18 protein-coding genes are annotated in these 18,214 nt (G+C 70.0%); 10 read left to right on the plus strand and 8 right to left on the minus strand.

Translation table 11 applies throughout. The annotated features are described in order from the left end of the window. The 3 genes from yidC to argB all read left to right on the plus strand — a co-directional run. Positions 1–1,647: membrane protein insertase YidC (yidC, locus tag FIF60_RS03135; protein ID WP_144183770.1), on the plus strand; the 1,647-nt coding region annotated here is incomplete at its 5' end. After that, positions 1,596–2,300, plus strand: coding sequence for a ribosome biogenesis GTP-binding protein YihA/YsxC (gene yihA / locus FIF60_RS03140; protein WP_144183772.1), 705 nt, complete (start codon positions 1,596–1,598; stop codon positions 2,298–2,300). The genes yidC and yihA, both read left to right, overlap by 52 nt. Before the next feature lie 112 nt (positions 2,301–2,412). After that, on the plus strand, positions 2,413–3,306 hold the full coding sequence (gene argB, locus FIF60_RS03145; RefSeq protein ID WP_144183774.1) for an acetylglutamate kinase: 894 nt from the start codon (positions 2,413–2,415) through the stop codon (positions 3,304–3,306). Positions 3,307–3,434: 128 nt separating this feature from the next. Here argB and FIF60_RS03150 read toward each other — a convergent pair whose 3' ends face one another. Both FIF60_RS03150 and FIF60_RS03155 read right to left on the minus strand, forming a co-directional pair. Then, positions 3,435–4,748, minus strand: a complete 1,314-nt coding sequence (locus FIF60_RS03150) for a DUF2336 domain-containing protein (RefSeq protein ID WP_144183776.1) — start codon at positions 4,746–4,748, stop codon at positions 3,435–3,437. Further along, on the minus strand, positions 4,745–6,112 hold the full coding sequence (locus FIF60_RS03155; protein ID WP_144183778.1) for a GGDEF domain-containing protein: 1,368 nt from the start codon (positions 6,110–6,112) through the stop codon (positions 4,745–4,747). Before FIF60_RS03155 ends, FIF60_RS03150 begins: the two co-directional genes overlap by 4 nt. A 216-nt stretch (positions 6,113–6,328) precedes the next feature. Here FIF60_RS03155 and dapD point away from each other — a divergent pair, with 216 nt between their 5' ends. Genes dapD through FIF60_RS03170 form a run of 3 tightly spaced genes read left to right on the plus strand, consistent with a single transcriptional unit; the run spans position 6,329 to position 8,884 of the window. Then, complete coding sequence (gene dapD, locus FIF60_RS03160; protein WP_144184202.1) at positions 6,329–7,147, plus strand: 2,3,4,5-tetrahydropyridine-2,6-dicarboxylate N-succinyltransferase; 819 nt, start codon at positions 6,329–6,331, stop codon at positions 7,145–7,147. Beyond that, the gene (dapE, locus tag FIF60_RS03165; RefSeq protein ID WP_408869786.1) at positions 7,140–8,306 is read left to right on the plus strand and encodes a succinyl-diaminopimelate desuccinylase; all 1,167 of its coding nucleotides are present in this window, start codon (positions 7,140–7,142) and stop codon (positions 8,304–8,306) included. Before dapD ends, dapE begins: the two co-directional genes overlap by 8 nt. Continuing rightward, positions 8,303–8,884, plus strand: a complete 582-nt coding sequence (locus tag FIF60_RS03170; protein ID WP_144183780.1) for a YIP1 family protein — start codon at positions 8,303–8,305, stop codon at positions 8,882–8,884. The genes dapE and FIF60_RS03170 overlap by 4 nt, the downstream gene beginning before the upstream one ends. A gap of 41 nt (positions 8,885–8,925) precedes the next feature. Here FIF60_RS03170 and FIF60_RS03175 read toward each other — a convergent pair whose 3' ends face one another. The 4 genes from FIF60_RS03175 to def form a co-directional block, all read right to left on the minus strand. After that, positions 8,926–9,342 carry an ester cyclase gene (locus FIF60_RS03175; RefSeq protein WP_144183782.1) on the minus strand — a complete coding sequence of 139 codons (417 nt, stop codon included), beginning with the start codon at positions 9,340–9,342 and terminating at the stop codon, positions 8,926–8,928. Between the two features lie 108 nt (positions 9,343–9,450). Continuing rightward, positions 9,451–10,212: a tRNA pseudouridine(38-40) synthase TruA gene (gene truA, locus FIF60_RS03180; protein ID WP_144183784.1), complete on the minus strand. Its 762-nt coding sequence runs from the start codon at positions 10,210–10,212 to the stop codon at positions 9,451–9,453. Further along, on the minus strand, positions 10,212–11,129 hold the full coding sequence (gene fmt, locus FIF60_RS03185; protein WP_144183786.1) for a methionyl-tRNA formyltransferase: 918 nt from the start codon (positions 11,127–11,129) through the stop codon (positions 10,212–10,214). Before fmt ends, truA begins: the two co-directional genes overlap by 1 nt. Before the next feature lie 5 nt (positions 11,130–11,134). Then, entirely contained in the window at positions 11,135–11,671 is a 537-nt protein-coding gene (gene def, locus FIF60_RS03190) for a peptide deformylase (protein ID WP_144183788.1), read from the minus strand. 170 nt (positions 11,672–11,841) lie between these two features. Between def and FIF60_RS03195 the strand changes: the two genes are divergently transcribed. From FIF60_RS03195 to FIF60_RS03210, 4 genes are all read left to right on the plus strand, one after another. After that, positions 11,842–12,282 carry an Hsp20 family protein gene (locus FIF60_RS03195; RefSeq protein ID WP_204251090.1) on the plus strand — a complete coding sequence of 147 codons (441 nt, stop codon included), beginning with the start codon at positions 11,842–11,844 and terminating at the stop codon, positions 12,280–12,282. Positions 12,283–12,360: 78 nt separating this feature from the next. Then, positions 12,361–12,591 (plus strand): DUF1150 family protein, encoded by a 231-nt coding sequence (locus FIF60_RS03200; RefSeq protein WP_144183790.1) that lies wholly within the window; start codon positions 12,361–12,363, stop codon positions 12,589–12,591. Positions 12,592–12,659: 68 nt separating this feature from the next. Continuing rightward, positions 12,660–13,613 carry a prolyl aminopeptidase gene (gene pip, locus FIF60_RS03205; protein WP_144183792.1) on the plus strand — a complete coding sequence of 318 codons (954 nt, stop codon included), beginning with the start codon at positions 12,660–12,662 and terminating at the stop codon, positions 13,611–13,613. Positions 13,614–13,796: 183 nt separating this feature from the next. Beyond that, complete coding sequence (locus tag FIF60_RS03210) at positions 13,797–15,764, plus strand: PQQ-dependent sugar dehydrogenase (protein ID WP_144183794.1); 1,968 nt, start codon at positions 13,797–13,799, stop codon at positions 15,762–15,764. Between the two features lie 204 nt (positions 15,765–15,968). Here FIF60_RS03210 and hpf read toward each other — a convergent pair whose 3' ends face one another. Both hpf and rpoN read right to left on the minus strand, forming a co-directional pair. Next, a complete protein-coding gene (gene hpf / locus FIF60_RS03215) occupies positions 15,969–16,565 on the minus strand; it encodes a ribosome hibernation-promoting factor, HPF/YfiA family (protein WP_144183796.1) in 597 nt (198 codons plus the stop codon). A gap of 131 nt (positions 16,566–16,696) precedes the next feature. Then, positions 16,697–18,202: an RNA polymerase factor sigma-54 gene (rpoN, locus tag FIF60_RS03220; protein WP_144183798.1), complete on the minus strand. Its 1,506-nt coding sequence runs from the start codon at positions 18,200–18,202 to the stop codon at positions 16,697–16,699. Positions 18,203–18,214 lie beyond the last annotated feature (12 nt).

An 18,214-nucleotide genomic window follows, 5' to 3' on the forward strand; every position in this document is an offset into this window, starting at 1 on the left:
CAGGCCGAGGCGGAGTCTGCCGCGCGGCGCGCCGCCGAGGTCGCCGCCCAGGCGCCCGGCGCTGCGCCGGGCGAGGCGGGTGCACGGTCGCCCGCGCAGACCACGCCCGATCTGCGCGTGCGCATCGACAGCCCTGGCATCGTCGGCTCGATCAACCTCACCGGCGCGCGGTTCGACTATGTCGAGCTGCGCAACTTCCGCGAGACGGTGGAGCCCGACAGCCCGCGTGTGCGCATCCTGTTCGGCCGTGACACGCCCACTCCACATTTCGTGCAGTTCGGCTGGACCTCTCCCGACGCAAGTGTGCGCGTCCCCGACGTCAACACACAGTGGCAGACCTCCTCGACAGCGCTGACGGCAGGCCGGCCGGTGACGCTGTCGTGGGACAACGGTGATGGGCTGCTGTTCGAGCTCATCGTGCGTGTCGACGACAATTTCCTGTTCACCGTCGAGCAGCGCGTCACCTCGAGCCGCGACGAATCCGTCACGCTCCGCCCGTGGGGGCGCATCCGGCGCGAGCACACCCCGGTGACGGCGGGCAACTACATCCTGCACGAAGGCCTCGTCGGCGTGTTCGGCGGGCGGCTGACCGAGCAGACCTACTCGACGGCGCGCGACGAGGCGCAGAAGAACAGCGGCATCTCCTTCCGCCACGAGGGCCGTGGCGGCTGGGGCGGCTTCACCGACAAGTACTGGCTGAGCGCGCTCCTGCCCGACCAGACGCGCCAGACCGAGTTCGCCTTCCGCGTCCTACCCGAGGAGGGGCAGAACCGGTTCCAGATCGACTTCCTCGGCGAGCCGAAGCAGGTGCGCTCGGGCCTTGCCGACAGCGCGCGCAACCACTTCTTCGCCGGCGCCAAGCAGGTCTCGCTGCTTGACCGCTACTCGGCGCAGCTTGGCGTCGAGGGCCTCGACAAGGCGATCGACTGGGGCTGGTTCTACTTCCTGACGCGGCCCTTCTTCTCTGCGCTTCACTTCCTGCACGAGATGACGGGCAACTATGGCGTCGCGATCCTGATCTTCACGTTCTTCCTGAAGCTGCTGTTCTTCCCGCTCGCCAACAAGAGCTACAAGTCTATGGGCAAGATGAAGCTTCTTGCCCCGCAGATGCAGGAGCTGAAGGAGAAGTACAAGGAAGACCCGCAGAAGATGCAGCAGGAGATGATGGCGCTGTACAAGCGGGAGAAGGTCAACCCTGTCTCCGGCTGCCTGCCCATCATCATCCAGATTCCTGTCTTCTTCGCTCTCTACAAGGTGCTGTTCGTCACCATCGAGATGCGGCACGCGCCGTTCTTCGGCTGGATCCGCGACCTCTCGGCGCCCGACCCGACGAACATCTTCACCCTGTTCGGCCTCATTCCGTGGGATCCGACGATCCTGCCTGTCATCGGCCCGTTCCTGCATCTCGGCATCTGGCCGCTGATGATGGGTGCGACGATGTACTTCCAGCAGAAGCTGAACCCCGCCCCGCCCGACCCGGTTCAGGCGAAGGTGTTCCAGTTCATGCCGATCATCTTCACCTTCATGCTCGGCACCTTCCCGGCCGGCCTCGTGATCTACTGGACCTGGAACAACCTGCTCTCGATCGCGCAGCAATGGTTCATGATGAAGCGGGTGGCGCAGCAACCCGCTGCGGCGAAGACCTGAGCGCCGCACCGGAATTTGACGGGGCCGCCTTCGACGAGGCCGCGCTCGAGGCGGCGCGGAAGCTGTTCGCGGGCCCCTGCGAGTTCTTCCACGCCGCCCAGACGCTCGACCAGTTGCCGCCCCAGCGTGGCCCGGAGGTCGCCTTCGCCGGGCGGTCCAACGTCGGCAAGTCGAGCCTGCTGAACGCGCTGACCGGAAGGCGGGCGCTCGCGCGCGTCTCCTCCACGCCGGGGCGGACGAAGCAGCTCAATTTCTTCGACCTTGGCGGCAGGCTCACGCTCGTCGACATGCCCGGCTACGGCTACGCGGAGGCGGCGAAGTCGGTGAAGGAGGCCTGGCAGGGCGCGATGTTCGACTACCTTCGCGGCCGCGCCACCCTGCGTCGGGTGATGCTGCTCATCGACGCGCGCGTCGGCTTCAAGCCGGCCGATGCCGAGGCGATGACGCTGCTCGACAAGGCGGCCTGCGCGTTCCAGATCGTCCTGACCAAGGCAGACAAGCTGAAGCCACCCGCGCTCGCGGCGATGGCGGAGAAGGCGGGCGCGACCGCGCGTGCGCACACCGCCGCGCTGCCTTCGGTTCTCGCGACCTCCTCCGAGACCGGCACGGGCATCGCCGAGCTCCGCGCCGAGATCGCCGCGCTCTGCGCGTAAGCGTCGGTGAGGGGGGCGGGACCGCGTTACGAAAGGGTGACACGCACCGGCGCCGCTTGACCGGCGCCGGCAAGGGCTGCAAGACGCGCGCCGAAACGAGGAGGGTCCGGGCATGGCTGAGGCGACGAAGAGCGGCGAGGAACGCGCGCGGATCCTCTCCGAGGCACTGCCCTTCCTGCTGCGCTACGACGAGGCGACGGTCGTCATCAAGTATGGCGGCCACGCGATGGGCGAGGAGGACCTTGCCGTCACCTTCGGCCGCGACGTCGCCTGGCTGCAGCTCTCGGGGCTCTACCCGGTCGTCGTCCATGGCGGCGGGCCGCAGATCAACGCCATGCTCGAGCGGCTGCAGATCAAGTCGAACTTCGTCGACGGCCTGCGCGTGACCGACGAGAAGATGGTCGAGGTCGTCGAGATGGTTCTCGCCGGCACGGTGAACAAGCAGGTCGCGAACCTGATCACCACCGCGGGCGTCACCGCCGTCGGCATCTCGGGCAAGGATGGCGGGCTGATCCGCGCGCGCAAGCTGTTACGCACGAAGAAGGATCCCGGCTCGAACATCGAGCGCGTGCTCGACCTCGGATATGTCGGCGAGCCGGAGTTCGTCGACACGCGAGTGCTGACGGCGCTGCGCGGCGCCGAGATCGTGCCGGTGATCGCGCCCGTCGGCATCGGGCCGGAGGGGCGCACCTACAACATCAACGCCGACACGGTGGCCGGCGCGATCGCCGGTGCGCTCGGCGCAAAGCGCCTCCTGATGCTGACGGACGTTCCAGGCGTGCTCGACCGCGACAAGAAGCTGATCCCCGAGCTCACCTGCGCTGAGGCCGAGGCGCTTATCGCCGACGGAACGGTCTCGGGCGGCATGATCCCGAAGGTCGAGCATTGCGTGCAGGCCGTGCGCGCGGGCGCGGAGGGGGCGGTGATCCTCGACGGCCGCATCCCGCATGCCATCCTGCTCGAGCTCTTCACGGAGCACGGCGCCGGCACGCTGATCAGGCCCTGATCAGTCAAGGCCTGATCAGGACTTTCTGGGCCCTCAGGCGCCGGGCGCCGCCTCCGGCGGCTTGGCTCGCGCCATAGGGCGCGGCGCGCCGTTCGCGCGCTTGCTCGCTGCGCGAGAACCCTGAGCGTTCAGCCTGACGCGAGGGTGGCGAGGCCGGCGCCGGCGGTCGGCTTGCCGGGGCCCTGGGGGCGGCCGAGGAAGGCGATCTGCCAGCGCATCTCCTCCTCCGACAGCGGCCAGGCCTGGCCGGGAACGGAGGTGATCGCCGCGGCCGGCGGAAGCCGCCCGAGCAGGGCCTGGACCACCACGGCCGAACGCATGCTGAACCCCGCCTTCCAGCAGAGCGCGACGAGGCCCTTGGCACTCCTCAGCGCCGCGGCACGCTCGACCACGGCGAGCGGAACCTCCGCGCCGCGTGCGAGCATGGCGGAGACGAGCCGCGCCTCGCCGAGCGCTGCCGACATCAGCAGCCTGTCCTCGTTCAGCTCCCCCGCCGTCTCGATCGCCGCCGCCTCGCCGAGCGCCTTGCCCGGAGCGGGGTCGTCGGAGGGATGGTTCGTCTGCTGGCCCTTCCAGGAGACCTGCTTCACCACTTGGCTCTTCAGGAACGCGGCGGTGGCCGGATCGATATCGGGTCGTTCCGAGAGCAGCATGACGAGATGCTCCGCGACGATGCCGGCGAGCCTGCGCGCGGCATTGGCGGTGAGCTTCGGCCGCTGCACCAGAGGCTCGTGCCACTCGGTATGGTCGGCAGAGCGGGCGATCAGCGCATCGAGCGTCGTCTCGCGGATCTGCGCGGATGTGTTGGCGAGAAGCTGCGTGATGGCCGAGGAGCTCGCCGAGGCGGCGATCGCGTCCGACACCTGCGCGTTCAGGTGCGGCCGCCGTGCGATGGCCGACACCGTGCAGGGCGCCGGCGGGTCGGCCACGAGGGCGAGCAGGTCCTCGCTGCCGAGCAGCGGGGAGAACTGCAGCACCGGCCCCGCGACGGGAAGTTCGGTGTCGCGCGCAAGCCGCGTGATCAGCGCGCGCGGCGCATCCGGCATCGCCTGCACGACATCGGCGATCGCCGCGCGCACCTCGACGGCGGTGTCGTTGACGAGCCGCGCGAGCGTCTCCCAGGTCAGGCGCGAGAGGCGATCCTGCTCCTCCTGGTCGAGCTGCGGTGAGAGGGCGGCGATCTTGCGTGCGAGCGCGACGCGCACGGCAGCGTCCGGGTCGGCCGCGAGCATCGCGTTGGCCTGCGGCGGCGTCGCGTCGTTCGAGGCGACGGCGATGCGCACCGGCGCGGCCTTGTCGGCGGCGAGGTAGTACAGGATCTCCGGCGCCATGCCGCTCTGGCGCGCCAGAGCCGTGCGCTCGCCCGTGTCGCCCGACCGGGCGACGCGCTTGGCGTCCTCGTATTCCGGGGCACGCATCGCGTGCGGCTTGAACCCTGTCATGCCGGTGCCAGGCTCCACGCCGACTTGCCAGCGCGCTTGGCCGCATACATCGCCGAATCGGCGCGCACGATCATGTGGCTCAGATCCTCGCCGCTCGCGCCGTCGCGGACGGCGATGCCGATCGAGAACGAGATCGGCGTGTCGGGATCGGCCGAGACATGCGCGAGGGAGAGCGGTGCGTCGGCGAGCAGCCGTTCCGCGCGCATGGTGGCGATACGGAGGTCCGCCCCGTCGAGCCAGAGCGCGAACTCGTCTCCGCCGATGCGGGCGACGAGGTCGGTCGGACGCACTGCGCCGCGAAGCATCTGCGCCGCAGCCCTCAGCGCGGCGTCGCCCTGCTCGTGGCCGAGGCGGTCGTTCACGGGCTTGAAGTTGTCGAGGTCGATGTAGAGCAGCGCGCCGGGCTGACGCTCGCGGTCAAGCCGGTCGAGCCGGCGGGAGAGTTCCTCCAGGAAGGCGCGGCGGTTCATCAGCCCCGTCAGGGGGTCGGTGCGCGCCTGGCGGAACATCTCCGCCTGAAGCGCCTGGTGGGCGAGCATGATGCCGATCACCCCGGCCGCTGCGCGGACGAGCGCGTGCTCCTCGTCGTCCCAGGCCCGCCCGCCCGGAGCGCGCCAGAGCATCAGGAGCCCGTCGCCATGGCCCGGCTGAAGCGCGGGCGCGGCGATCACGGAGTGCCCGTCCGGCGACTCGAGGCTGTGCGGCTCGTCGCCGGGAATGGCGGCGACGGCGGCGGCAAGCGCGAGCAGCCCCGGAAGCGTGTCGCCGAGCTTCACGAGCGGGGTGAACTCCTTGCCCGCCCGCCGCAGCACCGCGACGCCGGTCGCGCCGATCGCCGGAAGCAGCGCGCGCGCCGCACCGGTGAGCATGCCGTCTGCAAGCACCTCGGAACGCGCTTCCTGGAGGATCGCATCCGTCAGCGCCTCGCGGCGGAGCGAGGCGGCGAGCGAGGCGTTCCTTTCCTCCTCCTCCGTCACGTCGCGGGCGACGCCGCGGGCGCCGATGATGTGCCCGTCCGGCCCGATCAGCGGCACGCCGGCGAAGGCCATGCAGGCGAGCGAGCCGTCGGCCCGGCGTACCCAGCTGCGCACGCCGCGGCGTTGGCGCTGCACGCGGAAGGGCGAGAAGGGGGCGATGCCGTGCCCGTCATCGGCGAGCAGTGCCTCGGCCGGGGCGCCGAGCAGCGCGCCGGCGGACCACCCGAGCGCCGGGTCGGGCCCGACGAAGGTGAAGCGGCCCTCCGCGTCGGTCTCCCACACGAGGTCGGCAGCCATCTCGACGAGGTCGCGCCAGCGCTGGCGGCTGTCCAGCAGCGCATCGCGCAAGACCGCGTCGAGGGAGGCCTGCTGAATTCCGGTGTCCATGTCGGCGGGATGCCCCTGGTTGCCGGCATAGAGTTGCGCCCTTCGCGTAAACCATGGGTTATCGCGGCGGCGAAATCGCGTCGCGTCGCGGCGCCCGGGCGTTGACAGGGCCGCCCTGTCTCGCCAGCGTCCGGCCTCGCCCGGACGGGGGGCCGGGACCCGGCCTGGGGCCGGGAAAACCTTGCGGAGGGGCGCGTGACGGACGGTTCGGCGGCGATGAGGAACGAGATCGAGGCGCTTTGGGAGAACCGGGCATCGCTCGGCCCCGCGACATCGGGGGCGGCGCGCGACTCCGTCATGGCTGCGCTCGACATGCTCGACGGCGGCAAGGCGCGCGTCGCCGAGCCCGGGCCGAATGGCTGGGTGGTGAACGAGTGGCTGAAGAAGGCGGTGCTTCTCTCCTTCCGGCTGACCGACAGCGCGCCGATGGACACCGCCGCCGGCGCCTACGACAAGGTTCCCCTGAAGTTCGAGGGCTGGGGCGAGAACCGCTTCCGCGAGGCGGGCTTCCGTGCCGTTCCGGGCTCGGTCGTGCGCCGGTCCGCCTATATCGCGCCGAACGTCGTGCTCATGCCTTCGTTTGTGAACGTCGGCGCCTATGTCGACAGCGGCACGATGATCGACACCTGGGCGACGGTCGGCTCGTGCGCGCAGATCGGCAGGAACTGCCACATCTCGGGCGGGGCCGGAATCGGCGGGGTGCTCGAGCCGCTGCAGGCCGCCCCCGTGATCATCGAGGACGACTGCTTCGTCGGCGCCCGCTCCGAGGTCGCGGAGGGGGTGATCGTCGAGCGCGGCTCGGTGCTGTCCATGGGCGTGTTCCTCGGCGCGAGCACGAAGATCATCGACCGCGCGACAGGCGAGGTGTTCATGGGCCGCGTGCCTGCCTACTCGGTGGTGGTGCCCGGCTCGCTTCCCGGCCGCCCGCTGCCCGATGGCTCGGCCGGCCCCTCGCTCTACTGCGCGGTGATCGTCAAGCGCGTCGACGAGAAGACCCGTGCCAAGACCTCGATCAACGAGTTGCTGCGTGACTGATGCCGCAAGGCCGGCCGGCAACCGCGCCTGGCTGGCGCGCGACCCGGCCGCGCTGACGGCCGCGCTGGTCCGCTGCCCCTCCGTCACGCCGGAGGATGGCGGGGCGCAGACGCTGCTCGCCGAGGTGCTCGGCGGTCTCGGCTTCACCTGTACCGACGTCACCTTCGGCCAGGTGCGCAACCTCTACGCGCGGATCGGGCCCGGCCGGCCGGCGCTCTGCTTCGCCGGCCACACCGACGTGGTGCCGCCGGGCAATGGCGGGTGGAGTGCGGATCCCTTCGGGGCCGAACTGCGCGACGGCATTCTCTACGGTCGCGGCGCGGTGGACATGAAGGGCAACATCGCCGCCTTCGTCGCCGCGGTCGCGGGCTGGCTCGACCACCATGGCGGTGCTCCGCCCGCCGCGCTCTCCTTCCTCATCACAGGCGACGAGGAGGGGGAGGCGGTCGACGGAACCGTGAAGGTGCTCGAGTGGATGGAGGAGCGGCAGGAGATCCCCGGCTTCTGCCTCGTGGGCGAGCCGACCTCCGTGTCCCGCCTCGGCGATACGGTGAAGATCGGCCGGCGGGGCAGCCTGACCGGGCGCATCACGGTCGAGGGAACGCAGGGGCATGCCGCCTATCCGCAGCGGGCGGACAACCCCACGCATCGTCTCGTCGCACTTCTCGCCGCGCTGACCACGCATGAGCTCGACCGGGGAACGGAGTGGTTCGAGCCGTCCTCCCTCCAGGTCACGACCATCGATGTCGGCAACCCTGCGAGCAACGTGATCCCAGGCCGGGCCTCGGCGACCTGGAACATCCGCTTCAATGACCGCCATACCGAGGCAAGCCTCTCCGCCTGGCTGCACGAGCAGGCCGCCCGGCATGCGCCGCGGCACGCGCTCGACATCTCCTGCTCCGGCGAGGCGTTCCTGACCGAGCCTGGCGAGGCGGTGGAGACGCTCAGCGCTGCCATCGAGGCGACGACCGGGATACGTCCGAAGCTCGACACAGGCGGCGGCACTTCCGATGCCCGCTTCGTCGCCCGCTACTGCCCCGTCGCCGAGTTCGGCCTCGTCGGCACCACGATGCACAAGGTCGACGAGCGGGTGCCGGTGGCAGAGCTTGGCGACCTCGCGCATGTCTATCGCGGCGTGATCGACGCTTTCTGCGGATGACGAACCCCGCCCCCTCGCCGCGCTTGCGGCGGATCGCGGCGGGCGTCTGGGGCGGCTTCATGCTCGCGCGCGGCCGCGAGGACGGGATGGCGGTGGTCGACACCTCGCCGGAAGGCGCGTGGGCGAGCTTCGCGGCGATGTGGATCTGCGCCCCAGCCTTTCTCGCGCTGCACCTTCTCGTCGGGCAGGAGGGCGGCCTCGGCCTTCGCGCCTTCGCGGCCCAGGCGGTCGGCTACGTGATCGACTGGTTCGCCTTCCCGCTGCTGATGTGGGGCGTGATGGAGCAGATGGGCAGGCGGCGGAACTTCCCGGCCTTCGTCGCGGCTTGGAACTGGTCCACCGTGCCGCAGGTCCTGGCTGCCATGGCGGCCGCAGCGATCGGCGCGCTTCCCGGCGTTCCTGCCGCCGTCGGCGTGCTGCTCGGCCTCGCAGCGCTCGCCTATGCCGTGTGGGTGGCGTGGTTCGTGGCGAAGACCGCGCTCGACGTGCCCGGCGCGCGGGCGGGGTTCGTCGTCGGAGCCGGCGTGATGCTCGGCCTCTTCATCGATGGCCTCGCCCTCACCATCGGGGCCGGCTGACTGTACCTTCGCCGTCGTCCTCCCGCTGCCGCCGGCAAGCGTCAGGTCCAGCCGAGTTCGCGCATCGCCCAGCCAGCGTTCCAGATCTTCGTCATGTGCCGGATCTTTCCGTTCGCGAACTGCATCACGTAGACGTAGTCGGTCTCGGTCCCCTTGCCCGTTGCCGGGCATGGGCCGCCTTCGCCGCTATGGGTGCCGGAGAACACGGCGTAGGCAGAGACGGTGGCGCGTTCGTCATCCGTGGCAAACGAACGCAGTTCGTAGCGGCCGTCCGGGATGAACCCGAGCAGTGCGCGCATCCACTCCGCATAGGCCTGCACGGTCTTGATCTCCGCCAGCGGCTCTGCCTGCGAGGCGAAGCTTGCATCGGGCGTGCAGTGGGCCGATGCGGCGCTCCAGCCCTGGCCGGTCTCCACGATGTCGAAGAAGGCACGCGCGGTGTCCGTGATGCTGGCCATGGGGGCTTCTCGCCTCTTTTCTACTCATCGGTGATCAGGACCCTAGCACGTCGTGAGGGCCCACTGCATGCGGGGTCGATATATTTCCGAGGTCGTAAAAAAGCTGCGTCAGACCGGGCAGAGCCCGTCCGGGTAGCGCACCTCGGTCAGCGTCAGCCCCTCGGGCGGCGCGGTCTGCCCGCCCTGGCGGCGGTCTGCGGCGTCGAGGACGCGGGCGATGTCTGCCTCCGTCCAGCTTCCGTCTCCCACACGGCGGAGCGAGCCGACCATGTTGCGGACCTGGTGGTGCAGGAAGCTCCGCGCCGCGGTCTCGACCACGATCTCCTGGCCGACGCGGCCGATGTCGAGCCTGTCGAGCGTGCGGACCGGCCCGGAGGCCTGGCAGGCGGCCGCGCGGAAGGAGGAGAAGTCGTGCCGCCCGACGAGCGCCTGCGCGGCGCGGTGCATCGCCTCGGCATCGAGCGGGCGGGGAACATGCCAGACCCGGCCACGCTCGAGCGCGGGCGGCGCGCGCCGGTCGAGAATACGGTAGCGGTAGGCGCGGCCGATCGCGCTGAACCGCACATGGAACCCCTCCGGCGCGCGGGCAGCGGCGAGGATGGCCACCGGGTGCGGCTTGACGTGGAAATTCAGCGCATCCCGCAGCGTCTCGCCGTCGATCACGCGGGGAAGCTCGATCTGCGCCACCTGGCCGGACGCGTGCACGCCCGAATCGGTGCGGCCCGCAGCGGCGGCCTCGACCGCGGCGCCGGCCACGAGACGCGCCGCGGCCTCCTCCACCACCTGCTGCACCGAAAGCCCCTCCGCCTGGCGCTGCCAGCCGACGAAGGGCGCGCCGTCGTACTCGAGGCGGAGAACGTAGCGCGGCATCAGGGTGTCTCGAGCCGTTCGCCCTCCGGCAGCGCATAGCCGCGCAGGAAGGCATCGATCTCCTGCGCCGCCTTGCCGGGGCGCTGGAGCTTCAGGAGGCGGAGCACCGTGCCGCCGCCGCAGGCGACGTACCCGCCCGAGAGGATCGTTCCTGGCGCGGCGTCGGTGCGTGTTGGATCGGGCACGGCGGCGAGCAGCTTCAGAACCGTGCCGCGATGGGCGGCGACCGTTCCCGGCCAGGGGTTCAGCGCACGAACCCGGCGCGCGAGATTGATCGCGTCGAGGCCGAAATCGAGCGGCCTGTCCGCCGGCCCGAGCTTCGGCGCGTAGGTGACGCCCTCCTCGGGCTGCGGCACGGGGGGCGGATCCTCGTCGAGCGCGCGCAGGATCAGCCGCGCGCCGATCGCGCTCAGCGCGTCGTGCAGCACCGGCGCGGTCGTCGCGTCCGTGACCGGCACTGCCTCCTTCAGCAGCATCGGCCCCGTATCGAGGCCCTCCTCCATGCGCATGATGGTCACGCCGCTTTCGGCGTCGCCCGTGAGGATGGCGGCCTGGATCGGCGCTGCACCCCGCCAGCGCGGCAGCAGCGAGGCGTGGATGTTGAGGCAGCCGCGGCGCGGCGCATCGAGCATCGCCTTGGGCAGGATCAGCCCGTAGGCGGCAACGATCGCGGCATCGAGCCCGAGCGCTGCGAAGGCGGCGTGCTCCTCCTCCGCCTTGCGGAGCCGGGCGGGGGTACGCACGGCGAGCCCCATCTCCTCGGCCGCGACATGCACCGGGCAGCGTGTCAGCGCCTGGCCGCGATGGGCTGGCTTCGGCGGCTGGCAGTAGACGGCGGCGATCTCATGCCCCGCTTTTGCCAGCGCGCGAAGGGCAGGGACGGCGAAGTCGGGGCTGCCCATGAAGGCGAGCCGCATGGGCGTTAGCCTTCCTTCGCGCGCTGCGCCTTGGCGAGCCTGCGGAGAAGGATGTTGCGCTTGAGCGCGGAGAGATGGTCGACGAACAGGACGCCATCGAGATGGTCGACCTCGTGCTGCAGGCAGCGGGCGAGAAGCCCCTCAGCCGCCACTTCCTGCCGCGCGCCGGCCTCGTCGAGATAGCGCACCGTCACCGCCCGGGGGCGGACAACGTCGGCATACTGGCCGGGGAGGGAGAGGCAGCCCTCCTCGTGCGGCTCGGTCTCGCTGCTGCGGGCGACGATCTCGGGGTTGATCAGGATGATCGGCTCGCGCTGCTCGTCGCGCTGCAGGTCGATCACCGCGAGGCGGAGCGAGACGCCGACCTGCGGCGCGGCAAGCCCGATGCCCGGCGCGTGGTACATCGAGGCAAGCATGCGCGGTATGAGCGCGCGCACCTGGTCGGCGTCGCCATCGCCCACGGGGCGGGCGGTGCGCCGCAGGACCGGGTCGGGCGCGATCAGGATGCGCAGGAGCGCGTCGGGGGCGAAGATATCGGTCACCGCGCCTAGGTAATGCCGGGCGTGAGCGCGGGCAATGCCGGCGCGGCGTGGCAGCCCCCGGGCCGGAGAGGGGCTCACTTGCGCCAGGCGATCGGATTGCCCACCTTCCAATGAGCCGGGGTGCCTGATCGGGCCCCGCGCGAATGCCCCGCTCGCTGGAGGAGGCTTGCATGACACGGATGACGCTGTTCGGGAGCCCGCTCTTCCTCGGCTTCGACCATCTCGAGCAGGCGCGCGAGCGCATGGCGAAGGTCAGTGCCGAGGGCTACCCGCCCTACAACATCGAGCAGACCGGCTCGGATTCGCTCCGCATCACCCTGGCCGTTGCCGGGTTCACGATGGATGAGCTCTCAATCACGCTCGAGGACAACCAGCTCGTCGTGCGGGGCAAGCAGACGGACGACAGCGAAGGCCGGGTGTTCCTGCACCGCGGCATCGCGGCGCGGCAGTTCCAGCGACCCTTCGTGCTCGCCGAGGGCATCGAGGTGAAGGGCGCTTGGCTCGACAAGGGGCTCCTGCACATCGACCTGCATCGCCCCCAGGCCGAGGCGCGGGTGCGCACCATCCGCATCGGCGAGACGCCGAACGGCGGCAACGGGGCGGGGCGCTGAGGCCTTGGGCAGGCCGGGGCCATGGCGGCACGGCCACATGAACGGGCGCGCCGAGAGGGCGCCCATGGAGAAGAACCGATGAAGGCAAACACCCACAAGCGCGACCGGCACATCCCCACGCCGACGCGGGAACAACTCGCCCAGCTCGGGGTCGGCGGCATCGCCTATCTGCGCTCGGTGCTGGTCGATGGCGCGCCCGCCATCGCGATCTTTAGCGCCGATGGCACGCAGATCGGGCTCGCGCCGGATGCAGAGCAGGCTGCTGCCGCCGTCGTGCAGCACGAGATGGTGCCGCTCTCCGTGCACTGACCGGCGTTCCCGGCCCGTCCGGCGGAAGCGGCGCTTGCGGCTCCGCGCCGAGGCAGTAGCCTGCGCGCATGACCCTGGACGACGTCCTCTTCCCTGCGATCGAACCCTTCGCCCGACACCGCGTCGAGGTCGGCGATGGCCACACCCTCCATGTCGAGGAGTGCGGCAACCCGGGCGGCGTGCCGCTTCTCTACCTGCATGGCGGCCCCGGGAACGGGTTCCGCCCGCACAACCGCCGCTACTACGATCCGGAACGCTACCGGATCGTGCTGTTCGACCAGCGCGGCTCGGGCCGCTCGATGCCGCATGCGGAAGCGGCGAACAACACCACGCAGCACCTTGTAGCCGATATCGAAACGATCAGTCTGCGCCTGGGTGTCGAGGCCTGGGTGATCGCTGGCGGGTCATGGGGCAGCTTCCTTGCGCTCGCCTATGCCGAGGCGCATCCCGCGCGCGTGCGCGCCCTGCTTCTGCGCGGCATCTTCCTCGGCCGCGAAAGCGAGGTCGCGTGGTGGTGGACGGGCACGCGCGAACTCTTCCCCGACCGGTGGGAGGCGTTGATGGCGGTGCTGCCGCCAGAGGAGCGGACGAGCCCGATGGAGGCCTTCCACCGCCGCCTGATGGACGACGATCCCGCGACGCATCTTCCTGCCGCGCTCGCGCTCAGGACCTGGAGCGCCTGGACGGTGCAGTTCCGCGGGCGCGAGGCGTATGTCGCGGGGCTCGCCGCCGCGGCGCAATCCCTGCCCATCGCGCGCCTCTTCGTGCACTACTGCGTCAACCGCTTCTTCGTGCCGGAAGCGTCGCTGCTCGCCGGGCTGGGCGCGATCGCGCACATCCCTGCGGTGATCGTCCAGGGCCGCTACGATGTGGTGACGCCGATGCGGAGCGCGTGGGACCTGCACCGCGCCTGGCCGGGGTCGCGGCTCGTCGTCGTCAACGACGCGAACCATTCGATCGACGAGCCCGACATGGCCCGCGCGCTGATCGAGGCGCAGGACGGCATCACCCCATCTCCCTGAGGGGCACTGGTTGACAGGCACCAGGGCGGGCCTAGGGTTTCGTCACGCTGTCGGAGAACAATGACTGTCCCGATCGGTGCGCAGGCGCCGCGGTGTCCTCGCGCAGAGCATGCATGCCGCGAGTGCGGCGCGCCTCGCGGCTTCCAGCATGGGTAGGAGAAGCGCAGCGGGGAGGAAACGGCCATGGCGACGATCATCGGCAACGACAGCGCCAACGCGCAGACGGGGACGTCGGGGGCGGATCTCATCTACGGTTTCGATCCGGATGCAGGCGGCCGGTCGGCGTCGCCGATCGACGTCGTCCCGATCGTCTCCGGGCTCTCGCAGCCGCTGTTCCTGACCTCCGCTCCAGACGATCCGACGCGCCTGTTCGTGGTCGAGAAAGGCGGGCAGATCGAGATCGTCGACACCGCGACGAACACCCGTGCCGGCACCGCCTTCCTTGACGTTTCGGGCCAGATCGCGACCGCCGGTGAGCAGGGCTTGCTTGGACTGGCGCTCCATCCGCAATACGCCGGCAATGGCAGGGCCTATGTCTACCTGGTCAATCCCGCCGGCGATTCCGAGATCCGCGAATACCGGGCGAGCGCCAGCAATCCCAACAGGCTCGACCCCGCCAGCGCCCGGCCGGTGATGACGATCGATCAACCTTCCAGCCTGACCAATCACAAGGGCGGCTGGATGGGCTTCGGGCCGGACGGGCTGCTCTACATCGCCACCGGCGATGGCGGGGGTACGGGCGATCCGTCCGGCAATGCCCAGAACATCGGTTCCCTGCTCGGCAAGATGCTGCGCATCGACATCAACGGCGATGCGTTCCCGGCCGATGCCAACCGCAACTACGCGATTCCGGCAGGCAACCCGTTCGTCAATGTCGCGGGCCTCGACGAGATCTTCGCGACGGGTTTCCGGAATCCGTGGCGCGATTCGTTCGACCGCGCGACGGGCGAACTCTGGATCGCAGATGTCGGGCAGGGCGCGCGCGAGGAGATCAACCTCGGCGCAAGGGGTGCCAACTACGGCTGGAATCTCTACGAAGGCAGCCTGCCCTTTGCCGGCGGCAGCAGCGCAGGCCTCACCTTCCCGATCTTCGACTACGGCCATGCCGGCGGCGACCGATCCGTAACTGGCGGATATGTGCATCGTGGGGGCGGCAGCGAGGGGCTGCACGGGGCCTTCGTGTTCGGCGACTTCATCAGCGGCCGCATCTGGTCCTTGTCGGATGCCAGCGGCGCATGGCAACGCACGCTCAAGACCGAGGTCCTCGACAATGTCGCGTCATTCGGCGAGGACGCGGAAGGCAACCTGTACGGCGTCGACTTCGATGGCGGGATCTTCCGCCTGGCACCTCGCTACAACTCCGCCGATCAGGCGGACACGATCAATGCCGGTGCCGGCAATGATGTGGTGTTCAGCGGCGCCGGCAACGACACGGTGCGCGGCCAGGGCGGCGCGGACCGCATTGCCGGCATGGACGGCGACGATACGCTGGAAGGCGGCGACGGCGGCGACGTCATCGCCGGCAACGCGGGTCGTGACGTGCTTCGAGGGGAAGCGGGCGACGACGTGCTGATGGGCGGCGCCGGAGACGACGTCATGAACGGCGGGGCAGGCGCCGATCGCCTCTACGGTGGGGCCGGCAGGGACCTGGCCAGCTGGTGGGGCAGCGCCGCCGGGGTGACGGTGAACCTGGCGGCCGGCACCGCTTCGGGTGGGGACGCCGCGGGCGACCGATTGAGCAGCATCGAGGACATGCGCGGCACGCGCTTCGCTGACCGGCTGATCGGCAGTTCGGGCGCAAACCGGCTGGAGGGCTGGGAGGGCAACGACACCATGACCGGCGGAGGGGGCGCCGATTCCTTCGTGGTTCAGGGGCCCAATGATGGCTTGGCCGACCGTGTCACCGACTTCAGTCAGGCCGACGGCGATCGCATCGACCTGTCGCTCCTGGATGGTGGATCGGCTCCCGGCGACCAGGGTTTCGCCTTCGTGGGCACCGGCGCCTATCTGGGCCGCGGCGTCGGCAGCGTGCGCTTCGCGCAATGGGCAGGTGACACCCTGGTCGGCATCGATTTCGGCGACGGGGTCACTGACCTGCGCATTTATCTGACGGGAACGCTCGTGCTGACCGCGTCGGATCTGGTTCTGTAGCGACCCTGTCGCGCAGCAACGGGATCATCTCTGCAGTCCGCCCGGCAACCCGTCGCCATGGAGGGTGTCGCTGAGGGTGGAGGTTGTGATTGCCACACCTCACCCTTCAAGCGGGCGCCCCGGATGGACAGCCATGAGAACGCCCGCACGACGACGCGCAGGTGGAGATCGCAGCGCGGACCTGGCGCTGCGACGGCCTCGCCCCTACTCGACCTTCGCTGCCGACGGATCGATCCAGCCGATATGCCCGTCGTCGCGGCGGTAGACGACGCTGAGCGAGCCACTCTTCCGCTCGCGGAACATCAGCACCGGCACGTGCGCGAGGTCGAGCCGCATCACCGCCTCGCCGACCGTCAGCGTCTCGATCTCGGCCGGCATCTCGGCGACGACGACGCCGTGGATGCCGTTCATGCCCTCGGCCTCGGGCTCGCCCTCGTCAACCGGCCGCTCCTGGCTCAGCACGTATTGCGTCGCCGCCATGGGGCGTTCGCGATGGGCTGCGTCGCGCGCGTGATCGTTCACCTTGCGGCGGTAGCGGCGCAACCGCTTGCCGACATGCTCGGCCGCGGCGTCGAACGCCGCATGCGCATCCTGCGCCTCGCCCTCGCCGCGCATGATGATGTTGCGTCCGGCGTGCATCTGGATGTCGCACATGAAGAAGGAGCGGGCCTTCGAGAAGACGACCTGCGCCTCCAGCGCATGGTCGAAGTACTTGCCGCTGATGATCCCCAGCTGCTCGGCAACATAGGTGCGCAGCGCGTCACCCACGTCGACCTGCTTGCCCGAGACGGTGATGTGCATTGGCGTTGTCCTTCCACCCTCAGTCATGGTGGCCATGTCCTACTCGTCTGGCCTTCGACGTCCCTCGTGTCAGTCCTCGTACCGCCCTTCTGCGGGGCGCCTTGCCGGGCAATGCCGGCCGGTCGGGTCGATTAGGCCGGTATCGCCTTCTCCCGCCGCCGCTGGACGGAGGAGGGGATGCGGAGGCTCTCCCTGTATTTGGCCACCGTGCGGCGTGCGATGTCCACTCCCTCGCGCTTCAGCGCCGCAACGATCTGATCGTCCGAGAGCACGTTCTCCGGATCTTCGCCTGCGATCATGTCGCGGATGCGATGCCGCACCGCTTCCGCGGAATGGCTCTCCCCGCCCGTGCCGGCGATCGCCGTCGTGAAGAAGAACTTCAGTTCCAGCGTGCCGCGCGGCGTCGCGATGTACTTGTTGGCCGTCACGCGGCTGACCGTGCTCTCGTGCATCTGCACCGCCTCGGCGATGTCGCGCAGGATCAGCGGCCGCAGGTGCGACACGCCATGACGGAAGAACCCGTCCTGCTGGCGGACGATCTCGCCGGCCACCTTGAGGATCGTGCTCGCGCGCTGCTGCAGGCTCTTGACGAGCCAGGTCGCGTTCGCCCAGTGCTCGGCGATGAAGGATTTCTCCTCCTTGGTGCGCGCGCCCGCCGAGATGCGCGCATGGAACGTGCCGTTGGCGAGAACGCGGGGCAGCGTCTCGGGGTTCAGCTCGACGATCCATCCGCCATCGGGTGCGCGCCGCATCAGCACGTCGGGCACCACCGTGGTCGCGGCCTCGGCCTCGAACGCGGCGCCGGGCTTGGGGTCGAGCCGCCGGAGCTCGGCCACCATGTCGGCCATGTCCTCGGCATCGACGCCGCAGATCTCCATCAGCCGCTTCATGTCGCGCCGCGCGAGCAGCTCGAGATTGTCGATCAGTGCGGCCATCGCGGGGTCGAACCGGTTCTTCTCGGCAAGCTGCACGGCGAGGCATTCGCGAAGGTCGCGCGCGAACACGCCGGGCGGGTCGAAGCGCATCATCCGCGCGCGCACGACCTCGACGCGCTCGAGGCCGCAGCCGAGATTGGCGGCGAGCTGGCCGAGATCGCCGGCGATGCGGCCGGCCGGGTCGAGCATTGCGATCAGGCAGGCGCCGATCAGCCTATCCGTCGCATCGCCCATCGAGAGGCGGAGCTGCTCGGCCATGTGCTCGCGCAGCGAGACGCGCTCGACCGCATGGTCCTCGATGCCGCGCTCGTCTCCCTCGAAATCGCTTCGGCCCCCGCTGCCGATGCGGGTTCCGTCGAGCCCGCCCGCGCCGGCCTCCGCCCCTGCGCCATCGGCGCTGCCGCCCGTGTCATAGACATTGACGAAATCGGCATCGAGCGGCGCCTCGCCGTCCGAGGCGAGGCTCGGGCCGGTGTCGGCGAGCGTCGGTTCAGCCGCTGCCGCCTCGGCGGGCTGCTGCTGCGCCGTGCCGTCGGGCCCGGTCTCGTCGCGCTCGAGCATCGGGTTCTTCTCGAGCTCGGCCTCGAGAAAGGAGGCCACCTCGATGTTCGAATACTGCAGAAGCTTGATGGCCTGCCGCAGCTGCGGCGTCATCACGAGCGCCTGGCCGAGGCGCAGATCGAGACGCGGACCGATCGCCATCGCGCCTGCTCC

It is taken from the genome of Elioraea rosea, from assembly GCF_007644105.1.
In the GTDB taxonomy this organism is placed as follows: Bacteria; Pseudomonadota; Alphaproteobacteria; order Acetobacterales; family Acetobacteraceae; genus Elioraea_A; species Elioraea_A rosea.

Bases quoted from the DNA above. Each gene is read 5' to 3' on its own strand.
- FIF60_RS03195 (WP_204251090.1), top strand. From the start codon at position 11,842: ATGACACGGATGACGCTGTTCGGGAGCCCGCTCTTCCTCGGCTTCGAC.
- rpoN (WP_144183798.1), bottom strand. From the start codon at position 18,202: ATGGCGATCGGTCCGCGTCTCGATCTGCGCCTCGGCCAGGCGCTCGTG.
- fmt (WP_144183786.1), bottom strand. From the start codon at position 11,129: ATGCGGCTCGCCTTCATGGGCAGCCCCGACTTCGCCGTCCCTGCCCTT.
- dapD (WP_144184202.1), top strand. From the start codon at position 6,329: ATGAGGAACGAGATCGAGGCGCTTTGGGAGAACCGGGCATCGCTCGGC.
- FIF60_RS03170 (WP_144183780.1), top strand. From the start codon at position 8,303: ATGACGAACCCCGCCCCCTCGCCGCGCTTGCGGCGGATCGCGGCGGGC.
- FIF60_RS03210 (WP_144183794.1), top strand. From the start codon at position 13,797: ATGGCGACGATCATCGGCAACGACAGCGCCAACGCGCAGACGGGGACG.
- argB (WP_144183774.1), top strand. From the start codon at position 2,413: ATGGCTGAGGCGACGAAGAGCGGCGAGGAACGCGCGCGGATCCTCTCC.
- FIF60_RS03150 (WP_144183776.1), bottom strand. From the start codon at position 4,748: ATGACAGGGTTCAAGCCGCACGCGATGCGTGCCCCGGAATACGAGGAC.
- yihA (WP_144183772.1), top strand. From the start codon at position 1,596: ATGGTTCATGATGAAGCGGGTGGCGCAGCAACCCGCTGCGGCGAAGAC.
- hpf (WP_144183796.1), bottom strand. From the start codon at position 16,565: ATGCACATCACCGTCTCGGGCAAGCAGGTCGACGTGGGTGACGCGCTG.
- FIF60_RS03155 (WP_144183778.1), bottom strand. From the start codon at position 6,112: ATGGACACCGGAATTCAGCAGGCCTCCCTCGACGCGGTCTTGCGCGAT.
- FIF60_RS03200 (WP_144183790.1), top strand. From the start codon at position 12,361: ATGAAGGCAAACACCCACAAGCGCGACCGGCACATCCCCACGCCGACG.
- truA (WP_144183784.1), bottom strand. From the start codon at position 10,212: ATGCCGCGCTACGTTCTCCGCCTCGAGTACGACGGCGCGCCCTTCGTC.
- pip (WP_144183792.1), top strand. From the start codon at position 12,660: ATGACCCTGGACGACGTCCTCTTCCCTGCGATCGAACCCTTCGCCCGA.
- FIF60_RS03175 (WP_144183782.1), bottom strand. From the start codon at position 9,342: ATGGCCAGCATCACGGACACCGCGCGTGCCTTCTTCGACATCGTGGAG.